Genomic DNA, 16,948 nt, shown 5'->3' with positions numbered 1-16,948 from the left:
CGTGAGCGAGCAGGATCGGCGCCGCTGGGACGAGAGGTATGCCCGCTCGGGTCCGCCGCAGTCGGGCGCCGTCGCACCGCCCGGTTTCCTGCGTCCGTTCATTGATCGGATTCCTGCCGCGGGCCTAGCGCTCGACGTCGCCTGTGGGCAGGGACTCGCCTCGATATGGCTGGCAAGTCGCGGGCTGGACGTATGGGGTGTGGACGTTTCTTCGGAGGCGATCACTCAGGCGCGAGATCTGGCGCGCCACCGAGGATTTGACGCGAGTTGCCGGTTTGACGTCGTCGACCTCGACGCCGGCCTGCCGCCGGGGCCCCAGGTGGACATGCTGCTGTGCAACAAGTTTCGCGATCGCCGACTCTACCCAGCGCTGATCGGGCGCGTGGCGCCCGGCGGCCTGTTGGCGATCTGCACCCTCAGCGCGGAGGACGCAGAACCGGGGCCGTTCCGGGCAGCCCGAGGGGAACTGCTTTCCGCCTTCGGCGAACTCGATCTGGTGGCGGCGGGCGAAGCCGACGGCCACGCGTGGTTGGTGGCGAACGCCTGAGTCCGCAAGATCATCGGTGGCACAAGCGAAATCATCAAGAATCATCGGGTGATCGCTGTGGCCGGCACCTCCCTTCGGGTAGTGTCAGCACCATGGAGCGGCGCGTCCTGGAAGCGGTGATCTACGAGCGCGAGCCACCGATCGCGCGCATCATTCTCAACCGGGTCGACAAGGCCAACACCAAAGACGCTGTGCTGGTTACCGAAGTCGACACGTGTCTGCGGGAAGCCGACCGCGACAAGGAGATCAAGGTCGTCATCCTCAAAGCCAACGGCAAGGGCTTCTGTGGCGGACATGTGGCGAGGTGGGGACCCGACGAGAACCCCTACCCCGACTTCGGAAATACCTTCGAAGATCTCTACAAAGGCACTGCCGACCTGTTCCTGTGGCCGACCCTGTACCTGTGGGAGTTTCCGAAGCCCACCATTTCTCAGATCCACGGCTACTGCATGGGCGGCGGGATCTACCTTGGGCTGCTGACGGATTTCTGCGTCGCGTCCGAGGACGCGTATTTCCAGATGCCGCTGGCCCAAAGTCTCGGCGAGCCAGGCGGTCACACCATGATCGAACCGTGGTTGCTGATGAACTGGCACCGCACCATGGACTGGTTGCTGCTGGCGCCCACCCTCTCGGCTCAGCAGGCCCTCGAGTGGGGTCTGCTCAACAAGGTGGTGCCGCGCGAGGACCTCGAGGACACCGTCGAGGAGATGGCCCGCAAGATCGCCCAGATTCCGCTGACCACCCTGATGGCGGTGAAGAACAACGTCAAGCGGGCCTGGGAGCTGATGGGCATGCGCGTGCATCTTCAGGTCAGCCACATTCTGACGAATATGGTGGGCGCGGCCACCGATGTGCAGGCCCGCCGCGCCGAACTCATGCAGTCCGGCATGAAGCCCCGCGACTTCGTCGAGGGCGCTGAGTCCTGACGCGAGCAGACGCAAAATCACCCTTTTCGTGCCGAAAAGTGGTGATTTTGCGTCTGCTCGGCACTAGTGGTGACCGGCGACGCTGCGGCCGGCGGCGTGCCGCGCGGCGACGTAGCCGAACACCATCGAGCTCGCGATGCTCGCTCCCGCTCCGGGATACGTCCGGCCCATGACCGTGGCGGTGGTGTTGCCGGTCGCGTACAGCCCGTCGATCACCCGGTCCTGCTGGTCGAGCACCTGCGCGTACTCGTTGGTGATCACCCCGCCGCAGGTGCCCACGTCCGCGGGCAGGACCCGCGTCGCGTAGTACGGCGCCCGGTCCAGGGGCCCGACCGCGGCGTTGGGTCGATACCCGGGATCACCGAGGCAGTCGTTGTAGGCGGACTGTCCCCGGCCGAAATCGGGGTCCAGCCCCTTGGCCGCGAACATGTTGAACCGCTGGACGGTTCGCACCAACTCCTCGGGCGGCAGGTCGATCTGGTGCGCGAGATCTGTCAGCGTCTCGGCGCGTTTGACGGCTCCGCTCTCGACCAACTCGGGGGGCAGGTGTTCGCGTTTGACCGGATTGGTGCCCGCGACGTAGCGCCGCACGTACCCGTCGTCGAAGATCATCCAGCACGGCACCGCCTTGTTGGCGTACATCGCCTTGCCGACCTCGACGTACGAATTCGACTCGTTGCAGAACCGCCGGCCGCCGGAATCCACGTAGATGGCGCCGGGGCGCTGGCGTCCCGACCCCAGTGAGGCAGCGGCGGCGCCACCGTTGGCGATGAACACCGACGGCAACCACCAGGCTTCGTCGAGCAGATCGGTTTTGGCGCCCAGGCGCATGGCGGTCTGCAGGACCTCACCGGTGTCGCCGGCATTGGCGATCGACCACTGTCCTTCGTTGGGCTGCTCACCGCTGTACTGGCGGCGCATCTCACGATTGTGGCCAAAGCCACCCGCTGCCAACAGGACTCCCTTGCGCGCCGCCACGTTCTGCGTCACCCCGTCACGAACGATACGGGCACCGACCACCCGGCCGTCTTCGACGATCAGGTCCTCCATCGCCGCGTTGATCCACAACGGTGGCTGGCCGTCGCTGAGGTCGATGAGCACTTTGAGCATCTGGCCGATCAGCGACGCGCCGTTGGTCAGCAGCTGTCGCCTGGCAAGCCGGGACGCCCTGGTTCGCGCGAACACCTTCGCCGCCACCGCGAATGCGCGCGGCGAACGGTTGAAGTACTGGACCGAACGCAACTCATTGGTCAGCACCGCGTACCCGTAGTTCTTGGCCAGCGGCGGCTGCACCTTGTCGTGCCAGACGCCGAGTTCGGCGGCGTCGAACGGGATTCCCTCGACTGCCCTGCCGGATTCGTTGCCGCCCTTGTGGTTCGGGTAGTAGTCGCTCCACCCCGCGCAGCGGATCATCCGAACTCCCTTGCGGAGCAGGAAATTGAGCATCTCGTAACCGGCGGTGAGGAACATCTCCCGGCGGGCGGGGGAGGACGCCGCACCGATGTCACCGACCACGTCGGCCAGGTAGGCAAGGCCGTCCTGGTGCGAGTCCGCGATGCCGTCCGCCCGCATCAGCGGGTTGTTGGGCAGCCAGACGATACCGCCGGACAACCCCGTCGAACCGCCCACGAGAGGCTGTTTTTCGACGATCAGCGGTTGCAGGCCGGCGTCGAGTGCGGCCAGTCCCGCCACCATGCCGCCCCCGCCGCTGCCGGCGATCACCAGGTCGACGGTGCGATCCCAGTTGGTGCTCATCGCGCGACCTCCTGCGTGATGCCGAGATCGGCGATCGGCACGTCGATGGTGGTGTTGGTCTTCTGTATCGCCGGCACCAGCGCGGCGGAGGGCAGACCGGCCAGGAAACCGTCGACGACGCGCTCGAAGTTCGAGATCAGGCCCTCGATCCGGCTGGACAGGCGCATGTACTCGAATCCCCTTGAGTGCAGGCCCTTCTGCTGTCTGGGCAGGTTGGAGAAGTCCTGAGCGGGAATCGGCGGCCAGCGCGGATCATCGGGGCTCATCGGCTCCGGCGGCGTCGGTCTCCCGGTGATCTGGTCCGGCGGGATCCGCGTGAGCGACCAGATCTCGAACAGGGTCTCCTCGGGCCCGAGCGGGCGGATCCGGTATGACGAGGCGCTGCTGTATTGCGGCAGCAGGAAGTAGTGCGGAAAGCAGAAACCGATGGCATCGACGATGCCGCGGCGCTGCAGGTCGTTGAGGTCGGGCATGTCACAGCCGCGGGCCCGGTGCCAGGCGACGACGGCGTCGTTGAGCGTCGTCTTCCAGACCGCCATCGCCTCGGCCGGATCGGCGGGCAGTTCGATGTTCTGCAGTCCTTCGGCGATGCGGATGTCGTTCTCGTGGGTCATGCCGGCCATGCCTTCACCGAGGGTCCGCATGAAATACAAACTGGTCTGAACCAGCCCCGGCGGTGCGGACGTAGCGGGCTGCGATGACGGCAGCAACTGCGGATGGGTCTGCGGGACGTGATAGCCCTCCATGAAGGCCGCCGTCGCAAGCTTCCAGTTGACCGGAAGACGGCACGACTGCCACCACTCGGTGCGCAGCGACTCCACCTTCCAGGCGTCGTAGATCGTGGCGAACGGCTCGAAGCAGTCGCGCAGCGGCGGAGCCTCGTCGTCCAGGTTGATCCAGGCGCACCCACCCCACAGCTCGCACCGCACCGGCACCAGCGCCAGGTCGGCAGGGTCCAAGTTGTGCTCGTCGAAAGCGTCGGCGCGCAGCACGAAGGTATTGCGCCCGTCGATGCCCCAGCACCAACCGTGGAAAGGACAGACGAAAGTGCGACGGGATCCGTTGCCCTCCACCAACTTCACCCCGCGGTGGCGGCAGGCGTTGTGGTAGGCACGCACGTTCTCGGCATCGAGGCGCACCACGATGATGGACTGGTCCAGGATCTCGTATTCGACGAAGTCGCCGGCCTTCGGTATCTCTTCCAGTCGGCACGCCATCTGCCAGACCCGCGGCCAGAACTTCTCATTCTCCAGTTCGTAGAATTCCGGATCGTAGTACCGCTGCTTGGGAATTCGGTCGGCGGACTGCACCGCCCACGGCACCTTGAGCGGTGTCCAGTTGACGTCCATGGCGTTTCCTCGTCTATAGAATCCGGGACATCCGTCCCTGCCAGTACCTGTCGCGGATGCGCCTCTTGTACAGCTTCCCGTTCGGGTCGCGGGGCAACTCGGGGTCGAATTCCACGGTGCGCGGGCACTTGTAGGTGGCCAGACTGGCCCGGCAGTACTCGATGAGCTCGGCCTCCAGCTCCGCGCCTGGCGTGATACCCGCCACTGGTTGCACAACCGCCTTGACCTCTTCCCCGAACTCGGCATTCGGCACCCCGAAGACCGCGGCGTCAACGAGTTTCGGGTGCATGATCAACAGGTTCTCCACCTCTTGCGGGTAGATGTTCACTCCACCGGAGACGATCATGAAGGTCGAGCGGTCGGTGAGGTAGAGATAACCGTCCTCGTCCAGGTAGCCCATGTCGCCCAGGGTGCGCCAGCCTCGATCGTTGAACACCGAGGCGGTCTTGGCGGGGTCCTTGAAGTACTCGAAGTCCCGGCCGCCTTCGAAGTAGAGTTCGCCGGATTCGCCGATGGGCAACTCATTGCCGTCCTCGCCGACGACGTGCACGGCGGTCATGGGAATCCCGACCGAACCCGGGTGTGCCAGCCACTCCTGCGGCCCTATCGTGGTGCCGGCGAATCCTTCGGTGCCGCCGTAATACTCATGGATGATGGGACCGAACCAGTCCATCATCTGATGCTTGACGTCCACCGGGCACGGGGCCGCGGCGTGAATGACGCACCGCAGACTGGAAACGTCGTATCTGCTGCGGACCGCTTCGGGCAGTTTGAGCATCCGCACGAACATGGTCGGCACGAACTGGGCGTGGGTGACGCGGTGTGTCTCGATCAGCCGCAGTACGGCTTCCGCGTCGAACTTGGCCATCATGATCGACGCCGCCCCGACGCGGTTGACCGCCATCGTGTAGTTGACGCCGGCCGCGTGGTACAGCGGCGCGGGGGACAGGTACACGCTGGACGGCTGCATCCCGTACTTGTGGATCAGTGCCATCTCCAGCACCGCCTGAGCCCAAGACCCGTTGCCGTCCAACGGCAGTGGGCGACGCACCGCCTTCGGCCTGCCGGTCGTGCCCGACGAGTAGAGCATCTCCGACCCGTCGCTCGCGGGCGGGGCCACCCCCGCTGCCGCCAGTGCCTCCTCATAGGACCGCCAGCCCGGCAGCCGGCCCCCCACCACCAGGCGTACCCGCACCGAGGCGTTGACCTCGCGGATGTGTGCTGCCAGCTCAGCCATCGACGCGTCGACGAACACCGCCTTGGCCTCGGAGTCGTCGATCACGTACGCGACCTCGTCCGGCGTGAAATGCGTGTTCACGGCGGTGTAGTAGAGCCCGGAAAGCTGGCAGCCCCAGGTGATCTCGAATAACTCCGGCCGGTTGGGCAGCACCAGCGCCACCCCGTCGCCCCGACGCAGACCGGCGTCGCGCAGCGCCGCGGCGACCCGTTGGCTACGGTCGTACAACGCACCGAACGAGACCGCGCCGCCATCGGTGAGCAGCGCCGGCGATAGTGGCGCGGTTCTCGCGTGGTCGGCGATGTTCACTGGCGGATCTCGGGCGGGCTCAGGTGCCGGCGCCGTCGGTCGAGGCGGCGGCCGCGGCCTGGCGCCGGGCCTGCTCGGAGGGCAGCACCTTGTCGCGGAACACCGTCTGAATCAGCTCCTGCACGTCCTTACTGATAGAGGCAAGGGCGACAAGGTCATTCGAGCTCTGCCAGTGCACCCGCATGCCCATCAGCTCCCAGGCCCGTTTGAGGTTGGCCTTGGTGGCCAGCAGGGTCGTCATGGGAGCCTGGGCGATGTGGCGGGCGATGGCCTCGACGCGGTCGTCCAATTGCTCGCGTGGCACCACCTCGTTGACGAGCCCGACCTCCAGCGCCTTCTTGGCGTCGATGACCTCGGCGAGGTACAGGTAGTACGCCGCCCGCCGCCAGTTCATGAACACCCAGGGCTCGATCGAGCACTCCCCGGACGGCATGCCGAAGCCCTGCAGTGGCGGGTAGGAGAAGTACGCGTCCTCGGCCGCGATGACGATGTCGGTGGTCAGGCCGTAGTGCGTGCCGCCTCCCACGCAGTACCCGTGCACCTGCGCGATCGTCGGTTTGGAGAACTCCCACAGATTCATCACCGGCTTGACGAACAGATCCGTCTGCGGCTTCCAGGGGGTGCCCATCACCTTCGCGGCCTCGACGAACGACGGGTAGTCGACCGCATTGTTGCCGATGGCGTGCCCCGAGCAGAAACCCTTGCCGTTTGCCTTGAGGACCAGCACCTTGATGTCGTAGTCACGGTCGGCGTCCAGCAGTGCCGCGTCGACTTCCTCGGCCAGTTTCTGGTCCTGCGCGTTGGCCTTCTCCGGCCAGTTCAGCGTGACACGCGCGATCGGACCTTCCTTTTCGTAGATGATCCGTTCGCGAGTCTCGTTGAGATCCATGACTTTTCGATTACCTTTCAGGATGAGGTGATGACGCCGATTTCGGTGCCGATGTCGTAAGTCGTTCCGGTCTGTGCGGTCCAGCGCACGGTGCCCGATGCGCCGGCTTCGATTTCCTGTTCCACCTTCTCGGTGGCTATGACGTAGATGGGTGTGCCTTCCTCCACATAATCGCCGCCGTTCACCAGCAACTCGGTGAGCTCGGCCTCCGAGACGGCGACCGACACCCGTGGAATGCGGATAATGAAGTCAGCCATGAGCTTTCGCTTTCTCCAGGGTGACTTGCGCGGCGGCGACGATGCGTGCCGGCGACGGGTAGACCTGTGACTCGAGGCCGGCCGCGGCGGGATTGGGCACGAAGCGTGCACCGACACGCTGCACGGGCGCGGCCAGTTCGCCGAACAGCTCCGATGACAGGATGGCGGCGATCTCGGCTCCCGGACCGGCGAACTGGACCGCGTCGTGCACGATCACGACTCGCCGGGTGCGGCGGGCGGATTCGACGATGGTGTCTACGTCGAGGGGAAGCAGGGTGCGCAGGTCGACCACCTCGGCGCTGACACCCTGTTCGGCAAGAGTGGCCGCCGCCGCCAGCGCGTCGTGCACCGCGCGGCCGTAACTGATCAGGCTGACATCGGTGCCGGGCCGTTTGATATCGGCCTGTCCCAAGGGAATCGCGAACCCGGGGTCCAGTGGGACCGGGCCCTTGCGGCCCTGCAGCCGGATGGTTTCGACGAACAGGCACGGGTCTTCATCGAAGATGGCCGAGGTGAGCAGGCCTTTGCCGTCCCGCGGGGTGGACGGCACGATGACCTTCATCCCGGGAATGTGCATGAACCAGGCTTCCAGGGACTGCGAGTGCGTGGCGCCGGTGGCCAGGCCCGCGTACACCTGCGTCCGGACGGTGATCGGCGCCGTCGTTCGGCCCGCGGTCATGAACCGCAATTTGGCGGCGTTGTTGATCAACTGGTCGGCGGCGATACCGATGAAGTCCATGATCATGATCTCGGCCACCGGTAGCAGCCCGTCGATCGCCGCACCGATCGCCGCGCCGACGATCGCGGCCTCCGAGATCGGCGTGTCCAGCACCCGGTCGTGCCCGTACTTCGTCGACAGCCCGGCGGTAGGCCCCGACGCGCCGGGGTCGGCGATGTCCTCACCGAGCAGGAACACCCTGTCGTCGGCCTGCAGCGCCTGGTCCAGCGCGAGGTTCAGCGCCTCACGCATCGTCATCTCTTTTTCTTCCATAGCCGGCGAATTCCTCACCCGGGGAACCTGATCGGGGCCGCGTACACGTCCCGGTCCAGTTCCTCGATCGACGGTGGATCGGCACTGAGAACAGTGCGGAGCGCGGTCTCGACGGCCGCCTGCGCCTCGGCGTCGATGCGGTCGAGTTCGTCCGCGCTGCAGATGCCCGCCGTCTCCAAGTGGTTGCGGAACCGTGGTACCGGGTCGGCCGCCAGCGCCGCGGCGAGCTGATCTTTCGGGATGTAGGGCATCCGGTCGCCGAAATAGTGGCCGCGGAACCGGAAGGTCACGCATTCGATGAACGTGGGCCCGGCACCACTGCGTGCCCGGTCCAGCGCTCGGGTCAGCTCGGTTTGGACGGCAAGGGGATCGTTGCCGTCGACACGGACGCCGGGCATCCCGTAACCGGCGGCCCGGTCGGCTACCTGGGCGATCTTCATGGTGTCGGCCGTCGGCGTCATCTCGGCGTAAAGGTTGTTCTGGCACACGAATACCAGCGGCAGGTCCCACAGAGCGGCCATGTTGGCGGCCTCGTGAAACGAGCCGGTGTTGGTGGCGCCGTCGCCGAAGCTGACCACCGTAACCCTGTCCAGGCCTTTGCGTTTGCCGGCCATGGCCAGCCCGACGGCCACCGGGGGACCGGCTCCCACGATGCCGGTCGAGAGCATCACGCCCTTATCCGGGTTAGCGATGTGCATGGTGCCGCCCTTGCCGCGGCCCGCTCCCACCACCCGGCCCATCATCTCGCCGTAGATCTCTTCCAGCGGAACGCCTTTGCCGATCAGATCATGCAGCCCCCGGTAAGTGGTGACCAGTTGGTCGTCGCTCCGCAGTGCCACCCCCATCGCCGCCGCGATGGCCTCCTGTCCACGCGATGGCCAGTACACGCACACGAACTCCCCGGTGCCGATGCCCTTGGACAGCCGGTCGTCGGCCGTCTTCATCAACACCATGAGTTCGTACAACCGGCGCTCGTTCACCTGACCTCCAATTCCTCTGCAAGACAGGACTACGAGCCCGACCAGGGTTTGACCTTCAGGAATCCGCCGGCGTCGACGCGCAGTTGCTGGCCGGTGATGTAGCGCGCCGCGTCGGAGGCCAGGAACAGCACGGCTTCGCTGATGTCCTCCGGTTCCACGTAGGGCACCGGCATCGCCTGCACCAACGGGAAGATCGGTTCGGCGTCCGCCCGGGTCGGGTTGGCCAGGTCGGGACGGAACGCCCGGTACATCGGCGCGCTGTGCAGCATGTCGGTGTTCACGTTGGTCGGGTGCACCGCGTTCATCCTGATGGAGAACGGCGCCAGGGCCCGCGCGAAGTCGTTCACATAATGTGCCGCAGCGATTTTCGCGAAGGCATAACCGGCTCCGCCGGGTCCGCCGTCGATTCCGGTGGTGTTCATCGATGACATGAAGGCGGCGTTGGATCCGATGACGATGATGGACGCGCCGGAGTGCAGATGTTTGAGGCTGCTGTGTACCAGGTTCAGCACGCCGCCCAGGTCGACGTCTACGGCGTCGGCGAAGGCCTGCGGCGGCAGTCCCGCGGTCAGCGGACAGATGCCGGCGTTGGCGACCACGATGTCGAGGTGGCCCAGCTCGGCCACCCCGTCGTCGATCGCAGCCGCCAGCGCGGCACGGTCGCGGACGTCGGCGATCGCGGAATAGACCCGCTGGCCCTCCTTCTCGACCAGGCGCTCGGTTTCCTCGAGGTCCTCCGGCCGGGCCAGCGGGTACTCATTGGTCTCGATGTCATCGCACAGGTCGATCGCGATGATGTCGGCGCCCTCGGCCGCCAGCATCCGGGCATGGGATCGGCCCTGACCCCGCGCCGCGCCGCTGACGACGGCCACCTTTCCGGTTACTCGGCCCACGTCTCGCCCCCTACCCAGATACCTGTTCGCACGACCGGCGCTGTGGCCCAACGTCCTTCGTCATGGGGAGGGTCCGGGCATCTGACCAGCGGCCGGCGTCCATCACATCTCTTCCACAAGCAGCCGTGCTCGAGCGGGCATGGCTGCGGTCGGGCTACCAATATGCCTTACAGTAGCTAGAATATCTAAAATAGCAAGGAATGAAACGGGCAACCGAGGAGGTTGACGATGGCGGGCATGCTCAGCGGTGTGCGGGTGGTCGAGCTGGCGTCCTGGACGTACGTTCCGTCCGCCGGAGTCGCACTGGCGGACTGGGGTGCCGACGTCATCAAGGTGGAAGGCGTCAGCTCCGGTGATCCCGGACGGGCGCTGGTCGTCGGCGGTTTCACCCGCCAGGCCGCACGCGCCGATGTCGATTTCATCCTGGAGCTGAGCAACCGGGGCAAGCGCAGCATCGCTATCGACATCAAGACCGAGACCGGCAGGGAGCTGTTCGGACGCCTGCTGGCTTCGGCGGATGTGTTCTTGACCAACTGGCTGCCGGGTGCCCTCGAACGGGCGAGGCTGACCGTCGAGGACATCCGCTCGTTCAATCCCCGGATCATCATCGCCAGGGGCACCGGCCTGGGAGTGCGTGGTCCGGATCGCGACAGCGGCGGCTTCGACGCGGCGACCTATCTGGCGCGCGGCGGGGTGGCGTACACACTGACCCCCTTCGGCACCGAGAACCCGGCAGTGCAGGGACCGGCCTTCGGTGACCTGCAGGGCGGGGCGACGTTGGCCGGCGGCGTCTGTGCCGCACTGTTCCACCGCGAGCGAACCGGCGAGCCGAGCATCGTGGACTCGTCGCTGCTGGCGCAGGCCATGTGGGCCATCGCGCCCTCGATCTCGGTCGCGGATCTCTTCGATATCGACGGAATACCCGGTGCGCCACCGGGATTGGCGATCAACCCGCTGGTGGCCCGGTACAAGACCAAAGACAACCGATGGATCCAACTCGTCTTTCTGCAACCCGACAAGTTCTGGGCCGGGTTCTGCCGCCGCATGGGGCTGGCCGAGCTGGCCAACGACGAGCGATTCGTGCCGTCGGCCAACCTGATCGCCAACGCCGCCGAGGCCACCGCGATCTTCGCCAACGCGTTCGCGTCACACGACCTCGCGCACTGGCGGCAGGTCCTGGATGACGAGCCGGGAGTGTGGGGTGCTCTGGCGACACCGCGCGAGACGCTCCACGACCCACAGGTGGAACCCAACGGCTACGTGATCGCCAATGTCGACGACCAAGGCGAGAAGTACCGGATCGTCGCAGCGCCAGTGCAATTCAACGAAACCCCACCGGGGCCGAGCCGTGCGCCGGAACACGGCCAGCACACCGAGGAAATCCTGCTTGAACTTGATGTGGACTGGGACCAGATAGCGCAGGCCAAGGACGTCAAGGCTATCCTCTGACCGCGCGCGGCCGGCAGTACCAATAGGGCATTCTGCACAATCTCCGGTGTCGCGGACGGCAAACTGCACAGACTGCGGACCCGGTTTCCACGAGGGTTGCCTCAATTGGGCGAATGTTCAGTAAGGTGTGACGGCGTGAATGCCGCCCACCAGCCACCTCAACAAGGGCAGGTCCGGCTCGACACCCGGGGCCGACTGCAGCGCTACGAAGAGGCATTCGCCGACCTCGATGCGCCGTTTGCATTCATCGATCTCGACGCGATGTGGAGCAACGCCGCCCAGTTGCTCGCCCGCGCCGGCGGCAAGCCGATCCGGGTGGCGTCAAAGTCATTGCGCTGCAGACCGATACAGCGTCAGATCCTTGACTCCAATGAGCGCTTCGATGGCCTGATGACCTTCACCCTGCGGGAAACCCTCTGGCTGGCCGGCCACGGCTTCCGCAATCTTCTGCTCGCCTATCCGAGCACCGACCGTGCGTCGCTGCGCGAGCTGGGCGAGATCACCGCCGCGGATCCCGACGGTGCGCCGATCGTCATGGTCGACAGCGTCGAGCATCTCGACCTGATCGAGAGTGCGACAAATCAGCCCGTGCGGCTGTGCCTGGATCTCGACGCCGGATACTGGCCGGCCGGCGGGCGCGTCAAGATCGGTCCCAAGCGCTCCCCGCTGCACACCCCCGAGCAGGCGCGTGCCCTCGCGGAGGAGATCGCGCGCCGGCCGGCGCTCAAACTGGTCGCGTTGATGTCCTATGAAGGTCACATCGCCGGATTCGGCGACCACGTGTCCGGCAAGCATGTGCAGAACGCGCTCGTCGGGCTCATGCAGCGGCGGTCGATCGCGGAACTGCGCGAGCGCCGTGCCCGCGCGGTGGAGCTGGTCCGGCAGGTGGCCGACCTGGAGATCGTCAACGCCGGCGGCACCGGCGACCTGCAACTGGTGGCGCGGGAGCCGGCAATGACGGAGGCAACCGCCGGTTCGGGCTTCTACGCGCCGACACTGTTCGATTCCTATTCGTCGTTCACGTTGCAGCCCGCGGCGATCTTCGCGCTGCCGGTGTCTCGCCGCCCCGACGACCACACGGTCACCGCGCTGGGCGGCGGCTATCTGGCCAGCGGCGTCGGCGCCAAAGACCGGATGCCCACTCCCTACCTGCCGGAAGGCCTCGCGCTCAATTCGATGGAGGGCACCGGTGAGGTGCAGACGCCGCTGAGCGGCGACGCGGCTCGTTCCCTGCGGATCGGCGACAAGGTCTACTTCCGCCACACCAAGGCGGGCGAACTGTGTGAGCGGTTCGACCGCCTGCATCTGGTTCGCGGCGCTGCCGTGGTCGACACGGTCCCGACCTACCGGGGTGAGGGGTGCACGTTCCTCTGATGCACGAACAGGAGTTGCGATGACCGCGATCAGCGCGGGCCCGACCGAGATCGACACGTTGCGCGAAGTCGTCGAGAGGCTCGCGCCCATCGAGCGGGGTGCCGGCAGCCCGGGCGAACACCAGGCGGCCCGCTGGATCGTCGAGCGGTTGCGCGCCGCCGGGGCTCGGCAGGCGCGGATCGAAGAAGAGCAGTTCTACGACGGTTACCCGCGGCTGCACGCCAAGTTGTCCGCGGTCGGGGTCGCTGCCGCGGCAGCCGGCCTGGTCAGCCGTCGGTTGCGCACGCCGGCGGCGCTGGCCGGGGTGGGCGCCGGACTGGCCATCGCCGACGACTGCTCCAACGGCGCACGGGTGGTGCGCAAGACCCTGCACAAATCGCGGACCACCTGGAACGTGGTGGCCGAAGCCGGTGACCCGGCGGGCGAGCACACTCTGGTGGTGTGCGCGCACCACGATGCCGCGCACAGCGGCAAGTTCTTCGACTCCAAGCTGCAGGAGTACGCGGTCGCGTGGTTCCCGGGCATCGTCGAACGGGTCGACACCTCGCTGCCGAACTGGTGGCCGACGATCTTCGCCCCCGCACTGGCCGGCGTCGGGGCTCTGCGCGGGAGCCGCGCCATGATGCTTGCCGGGGCGGCGGTCAGCGCCATCGGAGTGGCCGCGTTCACCGACATCGCCCGCAGCCCGATCGTCCCAGGGGCCAACGACAACCTTTCGGCCGTCGCGCTGCTGGTCGCCCTGGCCGAGCGGCTGCGTGACCGGCCGGTGCCGGGCGTGCGGGTGTTGCTGGTATCCCTGGGCGCCGAGGAACAATTGCAGGGTGGCATCTACGGTTTCATGGCGCGGCACAAGCCGGAACTCGACCGCGAGCGCACCTACTTCCTGAACTTCGACACCGTCGGCTCGCCCGAGCTCATCATGCTCGAGGGCGAGGGCACCACCGTCATGGAGGACTACTTCTACCGGCCGTTCCGTGACCTGGTGGTGCGCGCGGCCGAACGCGCGGGGGCGCCGCTGCGGCGCGGCATGCGATCCCGAAACAGCACCGACGCGGTGCTGATGAGCCGCGCGGGCTACCCCACCGCGTGTTTCTCCTCGATCGACCGCCACAAGGCCTTGTCCAACTATCACCAAATGTCCGATACGCCAGAGAATCTGGTGTATGAGACCGTGATTCACGCCGTCACGGTCGCCGAATCCGTAGCGCGGGAGCTGGTGCGATGAATATGTGGAAGAACTGGGCCGGTGACCAAATCTGCGCGCCGGCTCTGGTCGAGCGGCCCGCTTCGGAGGCAGAACTCTCCGACATCGTGGCGCGGGCGGCTGGGCGAGGTCAGCCAGTGCGAGCGGTGGGCAGCGGCCACTCGTTCACCGACTGCGCCTGCACGGACGGCGTCATGGTCGACATGACCGGCCTGCAGCGAGTGATCAACGTCGACACGGCGAACGGGCTGGCGACGGTCCAGGGCGGCGCCAAGCTGCATCCACTCTTCGCCGAACTGGCAGCCCACGGGTTCGGGATCGAAAACCAGGGCGACATCGACAAGCAGTCGATCACCGGAGCCACCGCCACCGCGACGCACGGCACCGGCGCCAAGTTCAAAAACGTTTCGGCACAGATTGTTTCGGCCCGAATCGTCACCGCTACCGGCGAGGTGCTGGAAGTGTCCGAAGGCGACGACTATCTGGCCGCGCGGGTGTCGCTCGGGGCGCTCGGCGTCATATCGGAGGTCACCCTCAAGGTGGTGCCGCTGTTCACGCTGCACCGCGAGGACGAGTTGCGCCCGCTGAGCACGACGCTGGAGCGGCTCGACGCCGACGTCGACGGCAATGACCACTTCGAGTTCTTCGTCTTTCCCTACGGTGAGACAGCGCTGACCCGCACCACGCGGCGCAGCAACGAACCACCGCGGCCGGGGCCGGCGTGGAAGAAGAGGCTCGGCGAAGGCCTCGAGAACGCCGGCCTCAACGTGATCTGCCGCACCGGGCGCCAATTCCCCAGCGCCGCACCGCGCCTCAACCGGCTGTTGACGAGCCTGATGTCGCCGTCGAGTGTCCGGGACCACGGTTGGAGGGTCTACGCCAGCGCGCGCAACGTCAAGTTCACCGAGATGGAATACGCGATTCCCCGCGAGCACGCGCAGGAAGCCGTGCAGCGGGTCATCGACCTCGTGCGCCGGCGCAACCTGCCGATCATGTATCCCCTCGAAGTCCGATTCAGCGCTCCCGACGACGCGTTCCTGTCGACCGCGCACGGCCGGGAAACCTGTTACATCGCGGTGCACCAGTTCAGCGGCATGGAGTTCGAAACGTATTTTCGCGCCGTGGAGGAGATCATGGACTCCTACGAGGGCCGGCCGCACTGGGGCAAGCGGCACTACCAGAGTGCCGCAACCTTGCGGGAGAGGTACCCGGACTGGGACCGATTCATCGCCGTGCGCGACCGCCTCGACCCCAACCGCGTTTTCCGCAACGACTACACCCGGCGCGTGCTCGGTAACTGAGTCGGCGGGCATTGACGAACGGCCCCATCTGTGGGGACCAAAGTCATTGGCTACCAATATGGTGCTGACGCCGGACGCTGCTGGTCGTAGGTTTACGACCGGGAGCCGAACATGACTGAATTCTTGCGTAACAGCGACGCCTTCACCTGGGCGATGGAAAGCGATCCACGGCTGCGGTCGACGGTGGTGAGCGTGGTGCTGTTGGACCGGACGCCGGACTGGGCCGAAGTGCGCGAGCGTTTCGACCTGATCAGCCGAAAACTGCCGATGTTCCGGCAGCGGGTGGTGGAATCCCCGCCGCCGGCGCCGCCCCGGTGGGAGTACGACCCGGACTTCGATCTCGACTACCACATGCGCCGCACGGCGGTCTCCGGATCCGGCACGCTCGACGATGTGCTCGAGATGGCGCGCCTGGCCGAGATGCAGGACTTCGACCGGGCCCGGGCGCTGTGGGAGACGACGTTGGTCGAGGGTTTGGCCGACGGCGGCGCGGCGGTGATCTGCAAGTTCCACCACGCCCTGACCGACGGGGTGGGCGGTGTGCAGATCGCGATGAACCTGTTCGACCTCTCCGCGGAGCTCTACCCGCACGAACCGCTTCCGGATGAGCCGCGGGTCTCGGCGTCCACCTGGTTGGACGGGTATCGGGACACTTTGCGCTACAACACTTCTCTGCTCGGGCAGGTACTGGTGGGCACCGTCAGAAGGGCACCGCGTCTGGTGTATGAAGGTGTTCGGCGCCCTGTTGCCACGGCGCGGTCGGCGGCTGCCAACGCCGCGTCCGTCTACCGCACGGTGCGCCCGCTGAGCCGCACCGGTTCGCCGTTGACCACCGAGCGCAGTCTGATCCGGCGTCTCAGCGTCCACGAGGTGTCGCGGCCGCAACTGCGGGAGGCGGCACACCGTTGCGATGGCGCGCTGAACGACGCGTTCGTCGCCGGAGTGGCGGGCGGGTTGCGTCGCTACCACGAGAAGCACGGTGTCGCCGTGGGTGACCTGCATCTGACGATGCCGATCAGCCTGCGGACCAAGAGCGACGACATGGGCGGCAACAAGATCACTCTGATGCGGTTCGATGTGCCGGTCGGCGAGCCCGATCCGGCGCGCCGGATCAAGTTGATCCACGAACGCGTCGGCGCGGTGCGCAACGAAAAGTCGCTGCCGCACACCCAGTTCATCGCCGGCGTGCTGAACTTGATGCCGCGCTGGTACATCGGCTCGGTGCTGCGCCATGTGGACTTCTTGACCAGCGATGTGCCCGGCATTCCCGTGCCGGTGTTCCTGGGTGGTGCCGCGGTACGCGGTCAGTACGCATTCGGCCCGACGATCGGCTCGTCCGTCAACGTCACCCTGCTGTCCTACGTGGACACCTGCGCACTGGGCATCAACGTCGACACGGCGGCGATTCCCGACTACGACGTGTTCCACGAAGCGCTGGTCGCCGGATTCGAAGAAGTGCTGGCGCTGGCCGACTGATCGGTATCAGC

At 66.4% G+C, this 16,948-nt stretch carries 15 protein-coding genes; 7 read left to right on the top strand and 8 right to left on the bottom strand.

Annotation, left to right across the window (positions count from 1 at the left end; all coding sequences use genetic code 11):
- Window position 1: 1 nt before the first annotated feature.
- Both AO501_RS23640 and AO501_RS23635 read left to right on the top strand, forming a co-directional pair.
- Window positions 2-547 (top strand): class I SAM-dependent methyltransferase, encoded by a 546-nt coding sequence (locus tag AO501_RS23640; RefSeq protein ID WP_055580112.1) that lies wholly within the window; start codon window positions 2-4, stop codon window positions 545-547.
- Window positions 548-639: 92 nt separating this feature from the next.
- Window positions 640-1,473 (top strand): enoyl-CoA hydratase-related protein, encoded by an 834-nt coding sequence (locus AO501_RS23635; protein WP_055580012.1) that lies wholly within the window; start codon window positions 640-642, stop codon window positions 1,471-1,473.
- Window positions 1,474-1,536: 63 nt separating this feature from the next.
- On the opposite strand, the gene AO501_RS23630 is transcribed toward AO501_RS23635, so the two are convergent.
- The 8 genes from AO501_RS23630 to AO501_RS23595 are packed head-to-tail and all read right to left on the bottom strand — an operon-like array spanning window position 1,537 to window position 10,133.
- Window positions 1,537-3,228: an FAD-binding protein gene (locus tag AO501_RS23630; protein WP_055580011.1), complete on the bottom strand. Its 1,692-nt coding sequence runs from the start codon at window positions 3,226-3,228 to the stop codon at window positions 1,537-1,539.
- Window positions 3,225-4,577: an aromatic ring-hydroxylating oxygenase subunit alpha gene (locus tag AO501_RS23625; RefSeq protein ID WP_055580010.1), complete on the bottom strand. Its 1,353-nt coding sequence runs from the start codon at window positions 4,575-4,577 to the stop codon at window positions 3,225-3,227. Before AO501_RS23625 ends, AO501_RS23630 begins: the two co-directional genes overlap by 4 nt.
- Window positions 4,578-4,590: 13 nt before the next feature.
- Window positions 4,591-6,123, bottom strand: coding sequence for an acyl-CoA synthetase (locus AO501_RS23620; protein ID WP_055580009.1), 1,533 nt, complete (start codon window positions 6,121-6,123; stop codon window positions 4,591-4,593).
- 19 nt (window positions 6,124-6,142) lie between these two features.
- Window positions 6,143-7,012 carry an enoyl-CoA hydratase/isomerase family protein gene (locus AO501_RS23615; RefSeq protein WP_055580008.1) on the bottom strand — a complete coding sequence of 290 codons (870 nt, stop codon included), beginning with the start codon at window positions 7,010-7,012 and terminating at the stop codon, window positions 6,143-6,145.
- Window positions 7,013-7,029: 17 nt separating this feature from the next.
- Entirely contained in the window at window positions 7,030-7,269 is a 240-nt protein-coding gene (locus AO501_RS23610) for a lipoyl domain-containing protein (RefSeq protein ID WP_055580007.1), read from the bottom strand.
- Complete coding sequence (locus tag AO501_RS23605) at window positions 7,262-8,260, bottom strand: alpha-ketoacid dehydrogenase subunit beta (protein WP_055580006.1); 999 nt, start codon at window positions 8,258-8,260, stop codon at window positions 7,262-7,264. Before AO501_RS23605 ends, AO501_RS23610 begins: the two co-directional genes overlap by 8 nt.
- A 14-nt stretch (window positions 8,261-8,274) precedes the next feature.
- Window positions 8,275-9,213, bottom strand: a complete 939-nt coding sequence (locus AO501_RS23600) for a thiamine pyrophosphate-dependent dehydrogenase E1 component subunit alpha (protein ID WP_082658810.1) — start codon at window positions 9,211-9,213, stop codon at window positions 8,275-8,277.
- A 56-nt stretch (window positions 9,214-9,269) separates the two neighbouring features.
- Window positions 9,270-10,133, bottom strand: a complete 864-nt coding sequence (locus AO501_RS23595; protein WP_055580004.1) for a mycofactocin-coupled SDR family oxidoreductase — start codon at window positions 10,131-10,133, stop codon at window positions 9,270-9,272.
- Window positions 10,134-10,361: 228 nt separating this feature from the next.
- Between AO501_RS23595 and AO501_RS23590 the strand changes: the two genes are divergently transcribed.
- From AO501_RS23590 to AO501_RS23570, 5 genes are all read left to right on the top strand, one after another.
- Window positions 10,362-11,582 (top strand): CaiB/BaiF CoA transferase family protein, encoded by a 1,221-nt coding sequence (locus tag AO501_RS23590; protein WP_055580003.1) that lies wholly within the window; start codon window positions 10,362-10,364, stop codon window positions 11,580-11,582.
- A gap of 135 nt (window positions 11,583-11,717) precedes the next feature.
- A complete protein-coding gene (locus AO501_RS23585; RefSeq protein WP_055580002.1) occupies window positions 11,718-12,956 on the top strand; it encodes an amino acid deaminase/aldolase in 1,239 nt (412 codons plus the stop codon).
- Window positions 12,957-12,975: 19 nt separating this feature from the next.
- The gene (locus AO501_RS23580; RefSeq protein WP_055580001.1) at window positions 12,976-14,181 is read left to right on the top strand and encodes a M28 family metallopeptidase; all 1,206 of its coding nucleotides are present in this window, start codon (window positions 12,976-12,978) and stop codon (window positions 14,179-14,181) included.
- A 2-nt stretch (window positions 14,182-14,183) separates the two neighbouring features.
- Window positions 14,184-15,461, top strand: coding sequence for a D-arabinono-1,4-lactone oxidase (locus AO501_RS23575; RefSeq protein WP_055580000.1), 1,278 nt, complete (start codon window positions 14,184-14,186; stop codon window positions 15,459-15,461).
- A 111-nt stretch (window positions 15,462-15,572) separates the two neighbouring features.
- Entirely contained in the window at window positions 15,573-16,937 is a 1,365-nt protein-coding gene (locus AO501_RS23570) for a wax ester/triacylglycerol synthase domain-containing protein (protein WP_055579999.1), read from the top strand.
- Window positions 16,938-16,948: the final 11 nt, after the last annotated feature.

This window comes from Mycobacterium gordonae, assembly GCF_001417955.2.
Taxonomy (GTDB): domain Bacteria; phylum Actinomycetota; class Actinomycetes; order Mycobacteriales; family Mycobacteriaceae; genus Mycobacterium; species Mycobacterium gordonae_B.
This window is presented reverse-complemented; position numbering and strand designations above follow the sequence as displayed.